The sequence below is a fragment of the Amycolatopsis sp. DG1A-15b genome (assembly GCF_030285645.1).
Classification (GTDB): Bacteria; Actinomycetota; Actinomycetes; order Mycobacteriales; family Pseudonocardiaceae; genus Amycolatopsis.
Genome location: NZ_CP127296.1, coordinates 8903314 through 8921966, shown reverse-complemented (window position 1 = coordinate 8921966; position 18653 = coordinate 8903314). Strand labels below are relative to the sequence as shown.

Annotated in this window: 18 protein-coding genes; 4 read left to right on the top strand and 14 right to left on the bottom strand. The window is 71.9% G+C overall.

From position 1 onward, the window contains the following. Position 1: 1 nt before the first annotated feature. The 4 genes from xylB to glmS form a co-directional block, all read right to left on the bottom strand. On the bottom strand, positions 2 to 1432 hold the full coding sequence (gene xylB, locus QRY02_RS41395; protein ID WP_285988143.1) for a xylulokinase: 1431 nt from the start codon (positions 1430 to 1432) through the stop codon (positions 2 to 4). Next, on the bottom strand, positions 1422 to 2258 hold the full coding sequence (locus QRY02_RS41390; protein ID WP_285988142.1) for a DeoR/GlpR family DNA-binding transcription regulator: 837 nt from the start codon (positions 2256 to 2258) through the stop codon (positions 1422 to 1424). Before QRY02_RS41390 ends, xylB begins: the two co-directional genes overlap by 11 nt. 195 nt (positions 2259 to 2453) lie before the next feature. Beyond that, complete coding sequence (locus QRY02_RS41385) at positions 2454 to 3893, bottom strand: NAD(P)H-hydrate dehydratase (RefSeq protein ID WP_285988141.1); 1440 nt, start codon at positions 3891 to 3893, stop codon at positions 2454 to 2456. A gap of 17 nt (positions 3894 to 3910) precedes the next feature. Beyond that, on the bottom strand, positions 3911 to 5773 hold the full coding sequence (glmS, locus tag QRY02_RS41380) for a glutamine--fructose-6-phosphate transaminase (isomerizing) (protein ID WP_285988140.1): 1863 nt from the start codon (positions 5771 to 5773) through the stop codon (positions 3911 to 3913). A 321-nt stretch (positions 5774 to 6094) separates the two neighbouring features. Here glmS and QRY02_RS41375 point away from each other — a divergent pair, with 321 nt between their 5' ends. Then, on the top strand, positions 6095 to 6919 hold the full coding sequence (locus QRY02_RS41375; RefSeq protein WP_285988139.1) for a dienelactone hydrolase family protein: 825 nt from the start codon (positions 6095 to 6097) through the stop codon (positions 6917 to 6919). A 36-nt stretch (positions 6920 to 6955) separates the two neighbouring features. On the opposite strand, the gene QRY02_RS41370 is transcribed toward QRY02_RS41375, so the two are convergent. The 5 genes from QRY02_RS41370 to QRY02_RS41350 form a co-directional block, all read right to left on the bottom strand. Further along, positions 6956 to 7423: a hypothetical protein gene (locus QRY02_RS41370; protein ID WP_285988138.1), complete on the bottom strand. Its 468-nt coding sequence runs from the start codon at positions 7421 to 7423 to the stop codon at positions 6956 to 6958. A gap of 19 nt (positions 7424 to 7442) precedes the next feature. Then, complete coding sequence (locus QRY02_RS41365) at positions 7443 to 10010, bottom strand: WXG100 family type VII secretion target (RefSeq protein WP_285988137.1); 2568 nt, start codon at positions 10008 to 10010, stop codon at positions 7443 to 7445. Then, positions 10010 to 10324, bottom strand: a complete 315-nt coding sequence (locus QRY02_RS41360) for a hypothetical protein (protein WP_285988136.1) — start codon at positions 10322 to 10324, stop codon at positions 10010 to 10012. The genes QRY02_RS41365 and QRY02_RS41360 overlap by 1 nt, the downstream gene beginning before the upstream one ends. 166 nt (positions 10325 to 10490) lie before the next feature. Continuing rightward, positions 10491 to 10751, bottom strand: a complete 261-nt coding sequence (locus QRY02_RS41355) for an acyl carrier protein (protein ID WP_285988135.1) — start codon at positions 10749 to 10751, stop codon at positions 10491 to 10493. Continuing rightward, complete coding sequence (locus QRY02_RS41350; protein WP_285988134.1) at positions 10744 to 12282, bottom strand: fatty acyl-AMP ligase; 1539 nt, start codon at positions 12280 to 12282, stop codon at positions 10744 to 10746. The genes QRY02_RS41355 and QRY02_RS41350 overlap by 8 nt, the downstream gene beginning before the upstream one ends. Positions 12283 to 12312: 30 nt before the next feature. Between QRY02_RS41350 and QRY02_RS41345 the strand changes: the two genes are divergently transcribed. Beyond that, on the top strand, positions 12313 to 13197 hold the full coding sequence (locus tag QRY02_RS41345; protein WP_285988133.1) for a cytochrome P450 family protein: 885 nt from the start codon (positions 12313 to 12315) through the stop codon (positions 13195 to 13197). On the opposite strand, the gene glmM is transcribed toward QRY02_RS41345, so the two are convergent. The 3 genes from glmM to rplM form a co-directional block, all read right to left on the bottom strand. Next, positions 13183 to 14517, bottom strand: a complete 1335-nt coding sequence (gene glmM / locus QRY02_RS41340) for a phosphoglucosamine mutase (protein ID WP_285988132.1) — start codon at positions 14515 to 14517, stop codon at positions 13183 to 13185. The two genes, QRY02_RS41345 and glmM, sit on opposite strands and share 15 nt — an antisense overlap. Before the next feature lie 176 nt (positions 14518 to 14693). Continuing rightward, positions 14694 to 15236, bottom strand: coding sequence for a 30S ribosomal protein S9 (gene rpsI / locus QRY02_RS41335; RefSeq protein ID WP_285988131.1), 543 nt, complete (start codon positions 15234 to 15236; stop codon positions 14694 to 14696). Positions 15237 to 15250: 14 nt separating this feature from the next. Continuing rightward, the gene (gene rplM, locus QRY02_RS41330) at positions 15251 to 15703 is read right to left on the bottom strand and encodes a 50S ribosomal protein L13 (protein ID WP_285988130.1); all 453 of its coding nucleotides are present in this window, start codon (positions 15701 to 15703) and stop codon (positions 15251 to 15253) included. A gap of 264 nt (positions 15704 to 15967) precedes the next feature. Here rplM and QRY02_RS41325 point away from each other — a divergent pair, with 264 nt between their 5' ends. Continuing rightward, positions 15968 to 16861: a hypothetical protein gene (locus QRY02_RS41325; RefSeq protein ID WP_285988129.1), complete on the top strand. Its 894-nt coding sequence runs from the start codon at positions 15968 to 15970 to the stop codon at positions 16859 to 16861. Positions 16862 to 16890: 29 nt separating this feature from the next. After that, the gene (locus tag QRY02_RS41320) at positions 16891 to 17661 is read left to right on the top strand and encodes a DUF4333 domain-containing protein (RefSeq protein WP_285988128.1); all 771 of its coding nucleotides are present in this window, start codon (positions 16891 to 16893) and stop codon (positions 17659 to 17661) included. Between the two features lie 116 nt (positions 17662 to 17777). On the opposite strand, the gene QRY02_RS41315 is transcribed toward QRY02_RS41320, so the two are convergent. Together QRY02_RS41315 and QRY02_RS41310 are read right to left on the bottom strand one after the other, a co-directional pair. Continuing rightward, positions 17778 to 18071, bottom strand: coding sequence for a WXG100 family type VII secretion target (locus QRY02_RS41315; RefSeq protein ID WP_285988127.1), 294 nt, complete (start codon positions 18069 to 18071; stop codon positions 17778 to 17780). Between the two features lie 60 nt (positions 18072 to 18131). After that, positions 18132 to 18452: a WXG100 family type VII secretion target gene (locus QRY02_RS41310; protein ID WP_285988126.1), complete on the bottom strand. Its 321-nt coding sequence runs from the start codon at positions 18450 to 18452 to the stop codon at positions 18132 to 18134. Positions 18453 to 18653 lie beyond the last annotated feature (201 nt).

Genomic DNA, 18653 nt, shown 5'->3' with positions numbered 1-18653 from the left:
GTCAGTCCTCTCCGAGATTCCGCCGGACCCCGTAAGCCGCTTCGCGGGCTTCGAGGTGGCGCTGCTGGATCCGGTGGCCCGCGGCGCGCTGCGCCTCGGTCGGCTCGTCCAGCTCGAGCCGGAGCTTCTGGTTCTCCTGCCAGGACGGGGGTTCCGCGCTGGACGCCAGGGCCCACGCCGCCTGCCGCGCCGCGCCGAGCGCGACGTACTCGGCGACTTCGGGCAGCTGCACGGGCACGCCGAACACCAGCGGCGCGACCGCGCGGACGGCCCGCGACTGCGCGCCCCCGCCGATCAGCAGCACGCGCTGGACGTCGAGGCCGTGCGCGCGCACCGCGTCGAGGCCGGCGGCCAGGCCGCAGAGCATGCCTTCGACGGCACTGCGCGCGAGGTTCTCCGGGGACATGTTGTCCCTGGTCAGCCCGGCCAGCGAGCCGGTGGCGCCGGGCAGGTTCGGGGTGCGCTCGCCGTCCAGGTACGGCAGGAACGTCAGCCCGCCCGCGCCGGGCTCGGCGGTCAGGGCGAGCCGGTCGAACTCGCTGAGCGTCGCGCCGAGCATCGCGGCCGTCGCGGTGAGGACGCGGGCGGCGTTGAGCGTGCAGGCGAGCGGGAGGAAGCGGCCGGTCGCGTCGGCGAACCCGGCGACCTCGCCGCTGACGTCGGCCGCGCCGGTCTCGGCGACGCCGAACACGGTGCCGCTGGTGCCGAGCGAGACGACGGCGTCACCGGGCTTGAGTTCCAGCCCGAGCGCCGCGGCCATGTTGTCGCCGGTGCCGGCCGAGACGAGCACGCCGTCCGGGGTGTGGCCGGCGGCGTCGGCCGGGCCGAGCACGGTCGGCAGCTCCGGCGTCCGGCCGCCGAAGGCGTGGCTCAGGACGTCGAGGCGGTAGGCGTTGTCGGACGGCGAGAAGTAGCCAGTGCCGGAGGCGTCGCCGCGGTCGGTGACCGGGTCACCGCCGGTGAGCTTCCAGGTCAGCCAGTCGTGCGGGAGCAGCACGCGCGCGACGCGGTCAGCGAGCTTCGGCTCGTTGTCGGCCAGCCAGCGCAGCTTCGTGACGGTGAAGCTGGCGACCGGCACCGAGCCGACGGACTTCGCCCAGGCCGACGGCCCGCCGAGCTCCTCGATGAGGTCGAGGGCCGCCTGCGCGGAGCGGGTGTCGTTCCAGAGCAGCGCCGGCCGGACCACGTCGTTGTTTTCGTCCAGCGTGACCATGCCGTGCTGCTGGCCGCCGACGCCGATGGCCGTGACGCCGTCGAGCAGGCCGTTCGTGGCTTCCTTGAACGCGTCCCACCAGGCGGCGGGAGCGACCTCGGTGCCGTCGGGGTGCGGCGCGCGGCCGGTGCGGACGATTTCGCCGGTGGCGGCGTCACACACGACGACCTTGGTCGACTGCGTGGACGAGTCGATGCCGGCGACCAGTTCAGCTGTCATAGGGCTGCCCCTCTGCGACGTGTTCGACGATCTCGATCGCGGTGCCCGCGTTCAGCGCGGCCTCGATCTCCTCGGTGGGTGTGGCCTGGCCCGTGATCAGCAGGTCGTAGTCGCCGACGTCGCCGTGCGCGTAGGTGGCGGTGCGGCCGAACTTCGAGTGGTCGACGACGAGGACGGTGTGGTTCGCGACCTTGAGCGCGGCCTTCTTGAGCTCGGCGTAGTCACGATCGGGGTGGAACAGCCGCCCGACGGCGACGGCGGTGACCGACACGAAGGAGACGTCGGCGCGGATGCTGTCGAGCAGGTCGAGGACCTCGGGCCCGGCGCAGGAGTCGTACTCGTGGCTGTAGCGGCCGCCGGCGAGTACGACCTCGACCTGGGGCCCGAGCAGCCGGGCGGCGTGCAGCGAGTTGGTGACGACGGTCAGGGCGTCGATCTCGGCGAGCCGCTTGACCAGCGGGAGGAGGGTGGTGGAGTCGTCGACGAAGACGGTCTGGCCGGGCTGCACGTGGTTCGCGGCGGCCTCGCCGAGCGCTTCTTTTTCGCCGTGGTGGAGCGTGTCGCGGAAGCGGGCGGCGCTCTCGATGGTGAGCGCCGGGTAGGCCTCGACCTTGCCGCGCAGCTTGCGCAGGAGCCGGCGTTCGGCCAGGTCGTCGAGGTCGCGGTGCATGGTCATCAGGCTGACCTTGAACTTCGACGTCAGGTCGTCGATCCGGGCCTCGCCCTCCTCGATGACGTGATCCAGGATGTCCTGCCGCCGCCGCTCGACGACAGCATCGGACGGCCGGGTCTTCCGGTCTCCGGATGCTGCTGTGCCGCCGCTCACACGGACTTCTTACCAGATTTATCGCGCGAAGTTAACAGAGAACTCGATAAGTCTTCGCACATCCGTCGCCGCCCCTTCGTACCCAGCCGGACGACACGCGTACGCAGGCGGACGACACGGCAGCCGGGATGGGCCGGCCGGGGTGTCGTCCATCCAGGTGCGCGTGTCGTCCGCGCAGGTACGCGTGTCGTCCGGTCAGGTCGTGAGGGAGCGGATCGACCGGATGGCCTCGGGGATGGCGTGGACCAGGCCGGACGCCGAGGTCGGGGCGTTCTGGGCCGCGATCGCCCCGGCGAGCGAGTGCACATCGGCCGCCGCGGCGGCGGCGAGCCAGGGGTCCAAGCCGGCCGCCAGGAGGGCGCCCACCAGGCCCGACAGCACGTCACCCGAACCGGCCGTGGCCAGCCAGGCTCCTCGGGGACGGTTCACCGCGATCCGGCCGTCCGGGGCCGCGATGACCGTGCAGTGCCCCTTCAGGAGCACCACCGCGTGGTACTTCTTCGCCGCTTCGCGCGCCGCCGTCACGCGGTCCGCGCCCGGCTTCCGGCCCATCAGGCGCTCGTATTCGCCCGCGTGGGGCGTCAGGACCAGCGGCGTGTCCGGGTCGCGGGCGTCCAGGACCTCCGGGGACTTCGCGATGATCGTCGTCGCGTCGGCGTCCGCGCAGACCGGGACGCCCCGGCCCAGCACGTACCGCAGGACATCCCGTCCTTCGGAGCCGGTGCCGATGCCCGGCCCGACCACCCACGCCTGGACCCGGCCCGCGTCGGCCACCGTGCCGGTCGCGATGACCTCCGGCCACTGCGCGCGGACGGTGTCCGCCGCGTGGCCCGCGTACCGCACGAGACCCGACGTCGCGCGGACCGCCGAGCCCGCGGCCAGCACCGCCGCGCCCGGGTAGGTCGCCGAACCCGCCGCGACGCCGACCACGCCCTGGCTGTACTTGTCGTCTTCCGGGCCGGGCACCGGCCAGGCCGCGGCGACGTCCACGATGTCGAGCCGCCGGAGATCGGGGTCCGTCAGTTCGAGGCCGATGTCGACCAGCACGACTTCACCGCACCACGACGGCGCCAGCGCGTGCACCGGCTTGAGCGCGCCGAACGTGACCGTGCGGGTGGCTTCGACCGCGGGCCCGTCGACCGCGCCGGTGTCCGGGTCGACGCCGCTGGGCAGGTCGACCGCGACGATCGGGGCCTCGACCAGCTCGACCAGCCGCGCCGCATCGGGCCGCAGTGAGCCGCGGGCGGAGATGCCGACGATCCCGTCGACCACGACGTCGGCGCGGGCGATCCACTGTGGACCGTCCTCGGCGGACACCACGCGACCGCCGGCGCGGCGCAGGGCTTTCACCCCCGCCGGATGCGCCTTGGCGGGGTTCAGCAGGATCGCCGTCACCGAGACTCCACGGCGGCGCAGGAACGCCCCGGCCCACAGGGTGTCACCGCCGTTGTCGCCCGAGCCGACCAGCAGGACGACCCGGCGGCCGGACACGCCGCCGGTGTGGTCGTCGAGGAAGTCCGCGAGCTGCACCGCGAGCCCGAACGACGCCCGCCGCATCAGCTCGCCCTCGGGCGTGACGGCGAACGCCCGTCCCTCCGCCTCACGAATCCGTTCCGTGGTCCAGATTCCCTGCACGGCGGGGCCTCCCGCAACTACTCGACGGTGACGGACTTCGCCAGGTTACGCGGCTTGTCGACGTCGTACCCGCGGGCGCGGGCGATCTCCGCGGCCAGCACCTGCAGCGGCACGGTGGACACCAGCGGCTGCAGCAGCGTCGGCACCGCGGGGACCTCGATGAGCTCGTCTGCGAACGGCCGGACCGTCTCGTCGCCCTCTTCGGCGATGACGATCGTGCGCGCGCCGCGCGCCTGGATCTCGCTGATGTTCGACACGAGCTTCGAGTGCAGCACCGCGCGGCCCTTCGGCGACGGCATCACGACGACGACCGGCAGGCCGTCTTCGATCAGCGCGATCGGGCCGTGCTTGAGCTCGCCGGCCGCGAAGCCCTCGGCGTGCATGTACGCGAGTTCCTTGAGCTTCAGCGCGCCTTCGAGGGCGACCGGGAAGCCGACGTGCCTGCCGAGGAACAGGATCGCCTTCGAGTCGGCGATCCGGCGACCGAGGTCCCGCACCTGCTCCACAGTGGACAGTACCTTCTGAACGGCCGCGGGCATGGCCTCCAGCTCGGCGTACTCGCGCGCGACCTCGTCCGGGTACTTCGTGCCGCGGGCCTGCGCCAGCGCCAGGCCGACCAGGTAGTTGGCCGCGATCTGGGCGAGGAACGCCTTCGTCGAGGCGACGCCGATCTCGGGCCCGGCGTGGGTGTAGAGGACGGCGTCGGACTCGCGCGGGATCTGCGCGCCGTTGGTGTTGCAGACGGCCAGGACGCGCGCCTTTTGCTCGCGGGCGTGCCGGACGGCTTCCAGCGTGTCCGCCGTCTCGCCGGACTGCGACACGGCGACGACCAGCGTGTCGCGGTCGAGGACCGGGTCGCGGTAGCGGAATTCCGACGCCAGCTCGACCTCGACCGGCAGCCGCGTCCAGTGCTCGATGGCGTACTTGGCGACCAGGCCGGAGTGGTAGGCCGACCCGCAGGCGACGACGAAGACCTTGTCGACGTCCCGCAGGTCCTGGTCGGAGATGCGCTGCTCGTCGAGGATGATCCGGCCGGACTCGAAGTGCCCGCGCAGCGTGTTGGCCAGCGCCTCGGGCTGCTCCTCGATCTCCTTGAGCATGAAGTACTCGTGGCCGCCCTTCTCGGCGGCGGAGAGGTCCCAGTCGACCGTGAACGGCTTGGCCTGGGCGGCGTCGCCGTGGAAGTCCAGGACGTCGTAGCCATCGCGGGTGATGACGACGAGCTGGTCCTGGCCGAGCTCGACGGCCTCGCGGGTGTGCTCGATGAAGGCGGCGACGTCGGAGGCGACGAAGTGCTCGCCCTCGCCGACCCCGACGACCAGCGGCGAAGACCGGCGGGCGGCCACGATCGTGTCCGGGTGCTCGGCGTGCGTCACGACCAGGGTGAACGCGCCTTCGAGGCGGCGGCAGACGGCGGCGACGCTGGCGGTGAGGTCGCCCTTGGTGTCGCCTTCGGTGTACGAGCGGGCCACCAGGTGGGCGGCGGTTTCGGTGTCGGTGTCGCTGGCCATCTCGATGCCGTCGGCTTCGAGCTCGGCGCGGAGGGCGGCGAAGTTTTCGATGATGCCGTTGTGCACGACGGCGACGCGCTGCGAGGCGTCCCGGTGCGGGTGCGAGTTGCGGTCGATCGGCGCACCGTGGGTGGCCCAGCGGGTGTGCCCCATGCCGGCGGTGCCGCCGAAGTGCTCGCGGCCGACCTCGTCGAGCCGCCCTTCCAGGTTGGCCAGCCGGCCCGCCTTGCGCTCGACGGTCAACGCGCCGGCGCCGTCGAGGACCGCGACCCCGGCGGAGTCGTAACCGCGGTACTCCATGCGCCGGAGCCCGCCGAGGACGACGTCCAGAGCCGGGCGGTGCCCGACATATCCCACGATTCCACACACGCTCACCAGCCTAACGAGGGATATCCAGCCGGTTGACGGGGTCCGAGATCACCCTCCGACCTGCGGAAAAGCGCGACGCGTGGTTCGAACCAATGCGGCTCGGCCGAGACCTCGGGACGCGCGGGCGACCGAAACCGTCGGTGGCGGCCGGTAACGTGGAAAACGGGGGCGCCCCCGCGGGCCACCCGGCACCACGCCGGTGCGCCACACGCACCCGGCGCCACCTTGGGGCGCTGGGGTGACCGAGGCAGCGCGCGAGCTGGCGGCGCGCCGGGGCGGCGGGCGAGCCGCGGCGGGGCTCGCACAGTAGGGTTGGCGACCATGGCCAGCAAGCCCAAGCAGCTGCTCGCGGAGTTGACACATCCGGGTCCGCACGAGGTCCTGCGGGGCGACCTCGCCCTGGTCGGGCTGCCCGGCGTGGTCTTCACGCCGCGCGCCGGGCTCGGGTTGCCGGCCGTCGCCTTCGGACACGGGTGGCTGCAGCCACCCGACCGGTACCAGCAGCTGCTGCGCCACCTCGCGAGCTGGGGCATCGTCGCCGCCGCGCCGGCCACCCAGCGCGGGCCGCTGCCCTCGCACCGGCTGCTCGCCGCCGACCTCTTGACCACCCTCGACGTCGTCACGACCGTCCGGCTCGGTCCGGACGGCATCAGCGTCGACCCCGCCAAGCTCGGCCTCGCCGGCCACTCCACCGGCGGCGGATCCGCCGTCCTCGCCGCGGCGCAGGACGCGCGGAGCGACAGCCCGCGGATCAAGGCCGTCGCCACCATCACCGCGGCCCAGACGCTGCCGCCGGCCACCGAGTCGGCGACGGTGATCACGGTCCCCGGCCTGCACCTCGCCGCCGAAGCCGACCTGGTCGCCCCCGCTGTCGCGCACGCCGAAGCGATCGCGGGCGCCTGGGGCGGTGACGACGTCCAGCTGCGGTTCCTCGGCAAGGCGTCCCACCTGGGCGTCACCGAGGGCCGGCACTGGTCGCAGCTGTTCATGCACGGCAAGCCGCACCGCAAGACCCAGCAGCTCACGCGCGCGCTGTTCACGGCGTTCTTCCTGACCCACCTGACCGGCACCGACAAGTACCGGCCCCTGCTCGAGGCGGACGTCAAGCGCGCGCCCATCGAGCGGGAAGAAGAACCCGCCCACTGACGCGGGAAGGGCCCGGCCGGAGCCGGGCCCTTCCGGTCAGACCAGCCAGCTGGTGCTGGAGAAGTCGTCCTCGTCGTCGGGCTGACGCGCGTGCCGCCCCCGCCTCGGCGGCTCCGGCGCCGCCGGTGGTGGTTCCGGTGCCGGTTCCGGCCGCGGCGGAACCGCCGCCGCGACCGGGGTTCCGTAGCTCGGCGTCGGGTAGTTCGGGTAGCCGGTGCCCGCCTCTTCCTCGTGGACGCCGAACTCCATCAGCGACTCGCGGGACTTGTCGGCCAGCGTCTTCTCCGTCGCCCAGCCGCCCGCGCTCTGCTTGCGCTTGTTGAGCTCGTCCATGTGCTCGGCGTACTTCTGCGCGGCGGCCAGCTCCTTCTGCATGCCCTCGCTGGCCTGCTGCTGGGCCTCGGCGAGCCGGCGTTCGCGGAGTCCCCGCTGTTCGTCCTGCTCCCGTGCCGCCGCTTCCATCGTCGAAATCGCCGCGCGATACCGGTCTTCGGCGCTGCTCATCGGCCCTCCTCGGCCCTCGTCACCGGTCGTACCGGATCGAACGGTCACCCTCGTCGTCGAGCGAGCCGCTGATGCGGCCCTTCGCGCCACTCGTCTCGAACACGCCGCCCTCGATGCGGTACTGGCTGGGCCCGCGCTGCTGGTCGCCGCCGCCACCGCCCGGCGCGCCGCCCATGCCGCCCATCATGCCCATGCCGCCCATGCCCGACATCGCGCTCGAGCTCGACGAGCTCGCGGCGGCCTGGTGCATGCCGGGGTCGACCGGAGTGGCACCGAGCCCGCCGCCGCCGTCGGACATCGGCAGCGAGGTGTCGCTGCCCGTCTGGGCACCCGGGTCGAGCGAGACGGCACCGGCGAAGTCCGGCGACCCGCCACCGGTGACGGCCGAGCCGAAGTCGCTCGCGCCGGCCGTCGTGGTCGAGTCGGCGGAGCCGGTCCCCGTCCCGGCCCCGGCGCCCGCGTCGGCCGTCGCCACCGCGGGCTCGGCCCCGACGCTGCCCCCGCCGCCGAGGTCACCGTCGAAGCCGCCGGGCGCGCTGAACCCGCCGGTGCCCGAAGCCGCTTCGCTGCGTGTGAAGCCCGGGTCGGGGTTGGGCGGTGCGGGGTCCTTCGCCAGCGGGGGCTCGGCGTTCGCGTCGTGCCGGATCTCCGCGCCGGCGCCGTCGGTCACCGGCTTGACGTCCGCCTTGAGGCCGTCTGCCTTCAGGTCCGCGGCTTTGGGGTCGTCCTTCTCGTCCAGGGTGTAGGTGGTCGGCTCGCCCTTGCCGTCGTCGACCGTCACGATCGTCGGGCCGTCCGGGCCCTCCGGCCGTTCCGCGGTGATCTTGAGGTTGCCGTCCTGGATGTGGATCTTGCCGTCCGCACCCGGCTTGTAGGAGCCGTCGGCCGAGGGCTGGCCGTCCTTGACCGCCTGCTGGCTGCCCTGCGGCCCGAAGGACGCCTTGTCCCCGGCGGCGCCGTCCTTGCCCGCGCCATCCTTGCCGGCGCCGTCCTTGCCGGCCTCGGCCTTGTCGTCGTCACCCCAGTCGAGGTGGTAGTCCTTCTTGTTGCCGTGGCCGTCGTCCACGGAGATGTCCTGCTTGCCCTCCTTGTCGGGCTCGGACATCGAGATCGTGTTGTCGCCCTTCTTGACCGACACCGTGTCCGTGTCGTCGGTGTCCTTGATGGCTTCGCCGGTCTTCGGGTCGATCGGGTACGGCTCGCCGGTCGCCGGGTCGACCTCGAGGGGCTTCCCGGTGATCGGGTTCTTGCCCTCCTCGGGCTTCGCGGGCTCCTCGGCCTTCGGGGGCTCGGCCGCCGACGGCGTCGTGGAGCCGCTCCCGGTGCTGCCCGTGCTCCCGCTGCCGGTGCTCCCCGTGCTGCCGGTGCCGGTGTTCCCGGTGTTTCCCGTATTGCCGGTGTTCCCCGTGTTGCCGGTGTTCCCGGTCTTGTCGCCGCCGCCCTCGTTCTTGGCCTCGGTCAGCTGGTTGCGGTAGCCGTCCAGGTACCGCGCCAGCGCGCCGAACTGCTGGTCGATGGTCTGCTTGGCCGCCTTGCAGGACCCGTCGAACGCGGCGATCAGGCTCTTGTACTCGGTCGAGAACGCGCCGTCGCGCCAGTAGCGGCAGACGTTGCGGCCGTATTCCTTGTTCTCGTCGTTGAAGCCGCAGTCGTCGTTCTGCAGGCGCTCGGCGAGGTTCGACGGGTTGCCGTGCTTCGCGTTGACGGAGTCGATCCAGCTCGCGACCTTCATGAAGTCGTCGAATTCCCCGGTGTCGCCGTTGGCGACCTTGAGGACGTCCTTGGCCATCGGGATGTCGGCCTCGGCGATCACCGGGCGGTGCAGCTGCAGGACCTCGTCGACCTTCTTCTTGACCGCCGTGTAGACCTGCGTCACGGTCTGCGGGATCAGCTTCGCCGCCCCGTCGATCTGCTGCGAGAGCTCCTTGGCGTGCGGCTTGATCGTCTCGTCGTACTTGATCTCCGCGGCGTTGGCGCCCTTGCCCTTCCACTCGCCGAAGAGGGTCTGGAGCTCGGTGTCGCTCTTGCCGAGGGTGTCCTCGACGACCTTGTGCGCCTTGCCGAGGTCGTCGGCGTCGCTCAGGAACTTCTGGTACTGGATCCCGCGGTTCTCGTGGAACTTGTCCTTGAGGTCCGTCTGGGAGTTCTTCTTCTCGCTCTCGCCGCCCTTGATCTGGTTCCAGACCTCGTCGGTCCACTTCGCCAGCAGGTCGACCGCGACGTTGCCCTGGTCGAGCTGTTCGTCGGAACTCTTCGCGCCGGCCCCCAGCGTCGGCGTGGCGATTCCGTCGAGGTTCTTCTTCGCCTGGTCGCGCTCGGCGGTCTGCCGTTGGTGTTCCTGGTTCTTGGCCGCGGCTTCCTGCTGGGCTTCCTTCAGCGCTTCGTCGACATCGGAGGAGGAGCCCGGCAGCCAGTCGTTGGTGGGGTTCCAGCCGGAGTAGTCCTCGATGTACTTCTTCGCGTATTCCTCTTCTTCCGCGTTGAAGTTGAACGTGTCCTCGCCGTATTCGTCCATCAGCTTGGACTTGGCTTCCATCGACACGTTCGGGTCGTCGAGGACCTTCTTGATCTCAGCCCATTCGGCCATCAGCGGTTACCCCCGGCCTGGTTCGCCGTCGCCCCGGCGTTCGCTTCCTGCGTGGTGTACTTGCCGCCCGCGGTCCCGATTCCGCCGCCGAGGTTCAGCAGTGCGTTCGACAGCCCGGTCAGGCCCGCGCCGATCTCGTCCAACCCGGCCTTGTACTTGCCGAAGCTCTCCTGGTGCACGCGGCCGAAGTCCACGGCGACGATCTCCGTCGGCGCGACCTTCTTGGCCTCGGCCGCCGGGTCGTCGGCGACGTCCGCCAGGCGGATCTGCGCCCGCGTCATCGCCTCCGAACTCGCTTCATACCCGTTCGGCATGGTCGCTGCCCCCTTCGATCACACAGTCCTGCGATGTGCCAGTCCTCGCTGATGTTCCGGGACTGTGACGCGCCCGGACACCGTTCGGTGCCGTCGCAGATGCACAGAGTCTAGCGGCCGGCCGGGCGGCGGACCTGGGCTTCCGCGAAGTGCACCCGGGCGGGAGCTACCCGCCGGCGCGCTGCGCCGTGACCGCCTCGGCGATCACCTCGGCGACGCCGCGGATGTCCACCAGCCGGTCGAGCTCGTCGATGTCGACCGAGACGCCGTAGTTCACCTCGACCCGCGCCAGCAGCTGGATCCGCTGCCGGGACGTCATGCCGAGGTCGTCGAACGGCGTCGTGTCGGCGAGCCGCTCGGGCGGGATCTCCAGCGCGAAGCTGATGATCCGCCGGATCTCGTCGACGTAGGTGCCCGGGTCAGCCATGCCGCTCATTCTCGCCCCACCAGCGCTCACGGGCGGCGGTGCGGGACACCTTGCCGCTGGAGGTCCGCGGCACCTCCCCCGGCCGGACCAGCCACAGGGCGCGCAGCGGCAGGTCGTGGGCCGCCGAGACGGCCCGCCGCACGGCCGTCTCGACCGACTCGTCCCGGGTGAGGCAGCCGGCCACGACCGCGACGCCTTCGCCGTGGCCGTCCCGCACGGCGAACGCGGCGACGCGCCGGATGCCGGGGTGCGCGGCCTCGACGGTCGCTTCGATGTCCTGCGGGTGGTGGTTGCGGCCGTCGACGATGATCAGGTCCTTGCGCCGTCCGGTGACGTAGAGCTCGCCGTCGTGGACGAAGCCGAGGTCGCCGGTGCGCAGCCAGCCGCCGGGGGCGAGCACGTCGTCACGGCCCCAGTAGCCGTCGGCGACGTTGGGCCCGGACACCTGGATCTCTTTGTCGACAACGCGGATCCGCTGACCGTACGGCCGCCCCACCGACACGCGCGGCTCGCCGTCGAACGCCCGCACGGTGGGCCCCTCGGCACCCGCGCTCGTGACGAACACCGTCGCCTCGGCCAGCCCGTAACACGGCTTGTGCGCGGCCCGCGACAGCCCGAAGGGGGCGAAGGCCCGCTCGAAGGCCTCGACGGTGGCCGGGCGGACCGGCTCGCTGCCGTTGAGCACCGAGTTCACCCGCGAGAGGTCGACGGCTTCGAGGTCCCCCGCCGCTTCGGCGGCCAGGTCGAAGGCGAAGTTGGGCGCGGCGCTGACGACTCCCGGGTGCTCGGCCAGCAGCCGGATCCAGCGCAGCGGATCGCGCACGAACTCCATCGGCGTGAAGAAGACCGACCGCGAGCCGAGGAAGACGGGCGTGCCGATGAGCAGGACCAGGCCCATGTCGTGGAAGAACGGCACCCAGCCGGCCAGCGGGGTCGACGCGTCGGCGCGGTAGCACCGCGTGGTCTGCCAGCAGCTGGCCACCAGCGCGCGGTGCGAGATCACCGCGCCGGCCGGGCGGCGCGTCGAGCCGGAGGTGTACTGCAGGTACGCGGGATCGGTCATCGCCACGGCGGCGGGCGGCTCGGCGTCGCCGGGCCCGGCGTCCTCGATGTCCTCGACGGCGAGCGCGGTGGCCGGCGGGACCTTGTCCAGGAAGTCCGTCGAGGTCAGGCAGGCCGCCGGGGTGGCGTCCGCGAAGGCCGACTCGATCCGGGCGCGGCCGGTGCGGCCGGTCGGCACGGACAGCGGCACCGCGACGCGCCCCGCGTAGAGCGTCCCGAGGAAGGCGGTGACGTAGCCGAGGTCCTGCCGGGCGACGATCGCCACCCGGTCACCCGGGCGAGTGACGCGCCGCAGCTCGCGGGCGACCCCGCGGACGCGCGCGAGCACCTGCGGCCACGTCAGCGTGTGGTCGGCGGGTCCCGGGAAGGTGCGGCAGGTGAAGGCGGGACGATCTTCGCCCGCGTTGCGGAGCAGGTAGTCCGTGAACGGCGTGGCCAGGACGTCATCCGGGACTTCTGCGGGCGGCACGGCCCCATCCTGCCCTACCGTGTCGAAGCGATGGACGAGTTCGAACGGCACGGCATCGGGGTGGTCTCCGGCCGCGACGCGTGCGCGCGGGCCCTGCGGTCACCCGGGCTGACGTCGGATCCCGGCGGCGGCTCGCCCAGCGTGCTGCTGCGGGACGGCGACGAGCACACTCGCCTGCGCGCCGTGCTGCGGGAGATCATCGCCGGGCTGGAGCCGATTCCCGAGGCCCTGCGGGCCGGGATCGAAACGACCGTGGCCGGGCTGGGGACGTCGTTCGACCTGGTGCGCGACTTCGCGCGGCCGGTGGCGGGCGCGGTGACGTCGGCGGTGCTGGGCGTGCCCCTCGACGACGTGTTCCTGGACCACCTCGAGGCGACGACGGCGAACCTCGACGTCTTCGGCGGCACCGACCGGGCGGGGCAGGCGTCGGCGTTCCGGCTGGCGGTGCAGCTCAGCCGGGCCCCGGCCGGGCCGGGCGGCCTGACGGCGCTGCGGGCCGCGCACGCGGCTGGGCGGCTGGACGACGACGAGCTGATGTTCAACCCGGTGGTCCTGGCGCACGCGGCCTACGAGAACTCGCTGAACTTCCTGGCGTGCGCCGGCCTCGAACTCGCGACTTCGGGTCCGCGGACCGTGCGCGAGCTGGTGACGGCGATCTGCCCGGCCCGGTACGTCCTCCGGTTCGGCCCGGACGGCCCGGTGGCGATCTCCCTGGCCGACGGCCTGCCGTTCGGGCTCGGCCGGCACGCGTGCCCCGGCTCCGGGGTCGCGGTGGCCGAAGGTGAGATCGCGCTCACGGCGCTGGCGGAAGTCCTCGGCGGCGGCTGCCGGGTGGACGAAGTCCGCTGGAAGACCCACCCGGTGTTCCACGGCCCGGCGAAGGCCGTGGTCACCCTCGCGTCAGGAAACCGCTGAGACGACGCCGGCCAGGCGGTCGGCCGCGGCCTGCGCGGTGGACTGCGCCGGCGCCTCGACCATCACGCGGACCAGCTGCTCGGTGCCGGACGGGCGCAGCAGCACCCGGCCCTCCTCGCCCAGCTCGGCCTCGATCTCGCCGACGGCGGTGCGGACCTCGGACGAGCCGGCGACCGCGGCCTTGTCGGCGACCGGCACGTTGACCAGCACCTGCGGCAGGCGGTTCATCACGGCCGCCAGGTCGGCCAGCGACTTGCCCGTCTCGGCCATGCGGCTCATCAGGCGCAGCGCGGTCAGCAGGCCGTCGCCGGTGGTCGCGTGCGCCGGGAGCACGACGTGGCCCGACTGCTCGCCGCCCAGCGCGAAGCCGCCGGCGCGCAGCTCCTCCAGGACGTACCGGTCGCCCACCGCGGCCGTGAGCACCGTGATGCCGTGCGCCTTCATGGCCAGGTGCAGGCCGAGGTTGCTCATCACGGTCGCGACCAGGGTGTCCTTGGTCAGCTCGCCGGCCTCGGCCAGCGCGAGCGCCAGGACCGCCATGATCTGGTCGCCGTCCACCAGCTCGCCGGCGGAGTCGACGGCCACGCAGCGGTCGGCGTCGCCGTCGTGGGCGATGCCGAGGTCGGCACCGTGGGCGACCACCGCTTCGCGCAGCTTCTCCGGGTGGTTGGAGCCGCAGTGCTGGTTGATGTTGATGCCGTCCGGGTCGGCGTGCAGCGCGACGACCTCGGCGCCGGCGCGGCGGTAGACCTCGGGCGCGGCGGCGGAGGCAGCGCCATTGGCGCAGTCGACGACCACCTTGAGCCCGGCGAGCGGGTTCGGCGTGGCGTCGAGCAGGTGGGCGGCGTAGCGGTCGAGAGCGTCTTCGACGTCCGTGACGCGCCCCACACCGGCGCCGGTGGGGCGGACCTTGCCGGCCGCGAGGCCGGCTTCGATCTCGTCTTCGATGCCGTCGGGGAGCTTGTGCCCACCCGCGGCGAAGAGCTTGATGCCGTTGTCGGGCATCGGGTTGTGCGACGCGGAGATCATCACGCCGAGGTCGGCCTCGAGCGCGCCGACCAGGTAGGCGACGGCGGGCGTGGGCAGCACCCCGACGCGGCGCACGTCGGCCCCGGCGGACGTGAGGCCCGCCACGACCGCGGCTTCCAGCATCTCGCCGCTGGCGCGCGGGTCGCGGCCGACGACCGCGACCGGCCGGTGCGAGCGGTCGTGCGCAGCGAGCACGCGAGCGGCGCTGGCCGCCAATGCCAGCGCCAGCTCCGGCGTCAGCTCGGCGTTGGCCAGGCCACGGACCCCGTCGGTTCCGAACAGGCGTGCCATCTGTCGACCTCCTTCTGCGACCACCACGACAACCTAGCGATCCCGGCGGACCGCGTTCCCCCGCCCCGGTGAAGTCGCACCGGGGCCCGGAAACGAACCAGACCCCCGGGAAAAACGCCGGAGCGCCCATCCGATGGACGGATGGGCGCTCCGGTGGTCCGCGCCTGGGGGCGCGATCAGCGCTTGCTGTACTGCGGGGCCTTGCGGGCCTTCTTGAGGCCGTACTTCTTCCGCTCCGTGGCGCGCGCGTCACGGGTCAGGAAGCCGGCCTTCTTGAGGGCCGGGCGGTCGTCGGCGTCGACCTCGATGAGCGCTCGGGCGATCGCCAGGCGCAGCGCGCCCGCCTGACCCGAGACGCCGCCACCGTGCAGGTTGGCGAAGATGTCGAACGAGTCCGGCTTCTCGACCAGGACCAGCGGGTCCTTGATGAGCTGCTGGTGCACCTTGTTCGGGAAGTACTCCTCGAGGGTGCGGCCGTTGAGCTTGAACTGGCCGGTGCCCGGGACGACGCGCACGCGGACGACGGCTTCCTTGCGGCGGCCGACGGTCTGCGCATTGCCGCCCGCGGCCCGCGACGGGCGCGGCGCGGCAGCGCTCTCGCTCGTGGCGACCGGGGTCTCGCTGGTCGCGGCGGGGGTCTCGCTGGTGGCCACGACGCCGGTCTCGGTCGCCTCGGGGGCCTCAACGACCTCGGGGGTCTCGGTCTCGGTGCTGGTCACAGACTGTTCCTCACTCACTGCGCGACCTGCGCGATCTTGGTGATCTCGCGCGCCGACGGCTGCTGCGCGGCGTGCGGGTGCTGCGGGCCGGCGTACACCTTGAGCTTCTTCGCCTGGGCGCGGCCGAGCTTGTTCTTCGGCAGCATGCCCTTGACGACCTTTTCGACAAGGTGCTCGGGCTTGGTGTCCAGCAGCTCGCCGAACGAGCGCTTCCGCAGACCGCCCGGGTAACCGCTGTGCCGGTACGCGAACTTCTGCTCGCGCTTGTTTCCGGTGAGCGCGACCTTCTCGGCGTTGACGATGATGACGAAGTCACCGGTGTCCACGTGCGGGGCGTAGGTCGGCTTGTGCTTGCCGCGCAGCAGCGTGGCGACCTCGGTCGCCAGCCGTCCGAGCACGACATCCTCGGCGTCGATCACGTGCCAGGCACGAGTGACGTCGCCGGGCTTGGGGCTGTACGTGGGCAAGGGTCTACCTCGTCGTCAACATTGCGTGTGGGTTCTGTGCGGGCCTAGCGCTTACGCGCCGCAGCGCACAACGACATATGAAGATACCCCCACGGTCACCGCACCCGCGCATGGGGGGTGGTGGAAGCGCCCATATTAAGCTCCGGACGGCCCGGGCGCAGCCGGGACCCTACCGGAGTTTTCCCGCCGAAGCGCCTGCACGGGCCACCGCGACACGCGAGGATGGGGCCATTCCGGCGGTACCAGGCGAGCAGGGGACGGCGCATGAGCAAACGACCGACGGCGATCTTCGTCCTGGGCGCCCTGCTGGCCCTGGTCAGCGCCTGCGGCCAGGCGAAGGCGGGCACCGCGCTGCCGAAGGGCGACGACGCGGCCGACTACGTCGGCGCCAAGTTCGAGCAGGTGATCGGCAAGCTCGGCGACGCGATCACCGACACGCGCGACGTCACCAACTCGCTGGACGCCTACTTCAAGTTCGACGACAAGTGGATCCACAGCACCGTGACGTCGGCGCGCACGGGCAGCCCGGAGAACCGGGCGGTGCGGCACCGGTCGCAGAAGAACCCGGACGAGATCATCGACACGTACACGCCCGCCGACGGCACGGTCGAGTACACCTACCTCGGCCCGATGTACGTGCAGAAGGGCGTCTCGCCGACGGCGTGGGTGTCGATGCCGAAGCCGGAGGGCGGGCTGGTCGTGCCGTGCGCCTGGGGCGGGGTGCTGACGCCGTGCCGGATGGCGGACTCGACCGTGGAGGCGTACCAGGGCGACAAGCGCGCCGTCCGCGGGGCGAAGAGCCTCGGCGACGGCAAGACCGCGCTGACGGTGAACGTGCCGTTCGGGATCTTCGTCAAGGACAAGGTCGAGATCCTGCCGCCGAGCATCACCGGCCAGATCGGGCCGGAGCTGAAGAAGGCCGCGGTCCCGGCCACGATCACGCTGAACCCGGACGGCAGCCTCGTCTCCTTCGTGATGGAGGCCAAGTTCGCCGGCGACGGCCACCAGCTCGAACTCAAGTACGAGTTCCGGTTCACCGGCAAGGCGAGCCTGCAGGACATGCCGAAGCTGCCGGACGCGAGCCAGATCACGGTGCTGCCCGACCGGGCGGCGATGGACGACTTCTACCGCCGGCTCGGCGAAGCGCAGGGCAGCTGAGGCGTGACCACGACCCGAGGTGATCTCCGATGACCACACCGTCAACACCGTCGCCACCGTCCCAGCCACCCGACCCGCGGCAGCAGCAGTGGTGGCAGCCGCCGTCGAACCCGCCCGGCGCCCCCGCGGGGTGGCCGCCGGAACACCAGGCGACCGGTCCGCACGCCGGGCAGTGGCAGCAGAACGCCGACCCGGGCGCGGCTCCCGGCCCCGACACCACGGGGTCCTACACCGGCCAGTGGCACCCGGGGCAGCCGTCGGGCTCGTTCTCCGGGCCCTGGCAGCCGGGACAGCCGGGTGCCGGGCCGTGGCAGCCGGGACAGCCCGGGCAGCCGGGTGGCGGGCCGTGGCAACCGGGACAGCCGCCGTCCCAGCCGACGCCGCAGCAGCCGGCGCCGGGCCACGGGCAGCAGCAGTACGGCGGCGGGTTCCAGCCGGCGCAGTACGGCGGGCTCGGCGCCTTCGCCGTCGAGCCGGCGAAGAAGCCGAAGTCGAAGAAGCCGTTGCTGATCGCGGTCGCCGCGGTCCTGGTGCTCGCGCTCGGCGGTGGCGCGGCGTGGCTGCTGGGTGCGTTCCGCGGGGACGTGCTGGACCGGCAGTCCCTTGAGGACGGTGTGGTCAAGGTCCTCAACGAGAACTACGGCGAGCCCGACGTGAAGGACGCGCAGTGCCCGGCGAACGAAGCCGCGCGGAACGGCACGACGTTCGACTGCACGGTGACCATCGGCGGGCAGCAGAAGAAGGTGACCGTGCGGGTGCTCAACGACCGGCCCGAGTACGAGGTCGGCGCGCCGCACTGAGTCCGGCAAAACCCGAGGCCGGCGAACACCGAGGCCGGCAAATCCCGGCCGCGCAACGGAAAACGGCGGGCCCCGCACCGGAGTGCGGGCCCGCCGTGGTTTCCGGGGCTACCGGCTCAGAACAGGCCTTCGACGGCGCTGTCGGTCTGCTGGTAGCCGTCGGCGATCTGCGGCAGGGCGGCGGCGATCTGCGCCAGAACCTGCTTCAGGTCCTCGAACTTCTGGTCCCAGGTGCGCTGAGCAGCGTCGTACTGCTCCTTCGCGGAACCGGTCCAGGTGGTGGTCAGCGGCTTGAGGTCGTCCTTGAGGCGGTCGAAGGCGGCCTGCAGCTCGCCCCCCGTCGACGTGCAGTCGTCCGCGGCCGCGCGGATGGTGGCGTAATTGACGACAATGCCGGCGCCATCAGGCATGATGTGCTCCTTTTGTGCTGAAAAGGTAGGGTGAGTGAAGGGAAAAGTTCAGGACGGAGATCAGCCGAGCTGGTCGAAGCCGCGGTTGATGGCACCCATGATCTCCTGCTGCTGCTGCTCGGAACGCTCGTACTTGGAGCCGGCCTCGCGGAGCAGCTCACCGATACGCTGCAGCGCCTGGTTCATGCCGCGGGCGTCCTCGTCGAAGCGCAGCATCACGTGGTCGAACGCCTTCTGCGCTTCACCCTGCCAGCCGGCGCGGGTGGCCTCGATGCGGTCGCGCAGCGTCGAGAGGTTCTGGTCCATCTGCGCCCGGACCTCGGTGACCTTGCCCTCGGCGTCGGTGAACTGGGCGACTGTTCCCTGGAATCCGGCGCTCATACCGGAACCCCCTTCTTAAGAGTGGTGGTCGGCCGTAACCGTGTTTCTTCGTTCGTACGGCCCTACGACGCAGACACTGCCATGTCCGGTTCCCCCTTGTCGTGGTTTGCCCGGAAGTAGTTGCTTGCGTTAACGCCCCCACCGGGAACCGGTCGCCACGGGTATCGGGAGAACGCCCCGAACCGGTGGCGCATCACCTGA

Coding starts and splice junctions, on each gene's coding strand:
- QRY02_RS41310 (WP_285988126.1), bottom strand. CDS start 18,452: ATGAGCGCCGGATTCCAGGGAACAGTCGCCCAGTTCACCGACGCCGAG.
- QRY02_RS41320 (WP_285988128.1), top strand. CDS start 16,891: ATGACCACACCGTCAACACCGTCGCCACCGTCCCAGCCACCCGACCCG.
- QRY02_RS41315 (WP_285988127.1), bottom strand. CDS start 18,071: ATGCCTGATGGCGCCGGCATTGTCGTCAATTACGCCACCATCCGCGCG.
- xylB (WP_285988143.1), bottom strand. CDS start 1,432: ATGACAGCTGAACTGGTCGCCGGCATCGACTCGTCCACGCAGTCGACC.
- QRY02_RS41365 (WP_285988137.1), bottom strand. CDS start 10,010: ATGGCCGAATGGGCTGAGATCAAGAAGGTCCTCGACGACCCGAACGTG.
- QRY02_RS41345 (WP_285988133.1), top strand. CDS start 12,313: ATGGACGAGTTCGAACGGCACGGCATCGGGGTGGTCTCCGGCCGCGAC.
- QRY02_RS41355 (WP_285988135.1), bottom strand. CDS start 10,751: ATGGCTGACCCGGGCACCTACGTCGACGAGATCCGGCGGATCATCAGC.
- QRY02_RS41360 (WP_285988136.1), bottom strand. CDS start 10,324: ATGCCGAACGGGTATGAAGCGAGTTCGGAGGCGATGACGCGGGCGCAG.
- QRY02_RS41375 (WP_285988139.1), top strand. CDS start 6,095: ATGGCCAGCAAGCCCAAGCAGCTGCTCGCGGAGTTGACACATCCGGGT.
- glmM (WP_285988132.1), bottom strand. CDS start 14,517: ATGGCACGCCTGTTCGGAACCGACGGGGTCCGTGGCCTGGCCAACGCC.
- QRY02_RS41370 (WP_285988138.1), bottom strand. CDS start 7,423: ATGAGCAGCGCCGAAGACCGGTATCGCGCGGCGATTTCGACGATGGAA.
- QRY02_RS41325 (WP_285988129.1), top strand. CDS start 15,968: ATGAGCAAACGACCGACGGCGATCTTCGTCCTGGGCGCCCTGCTGGCC.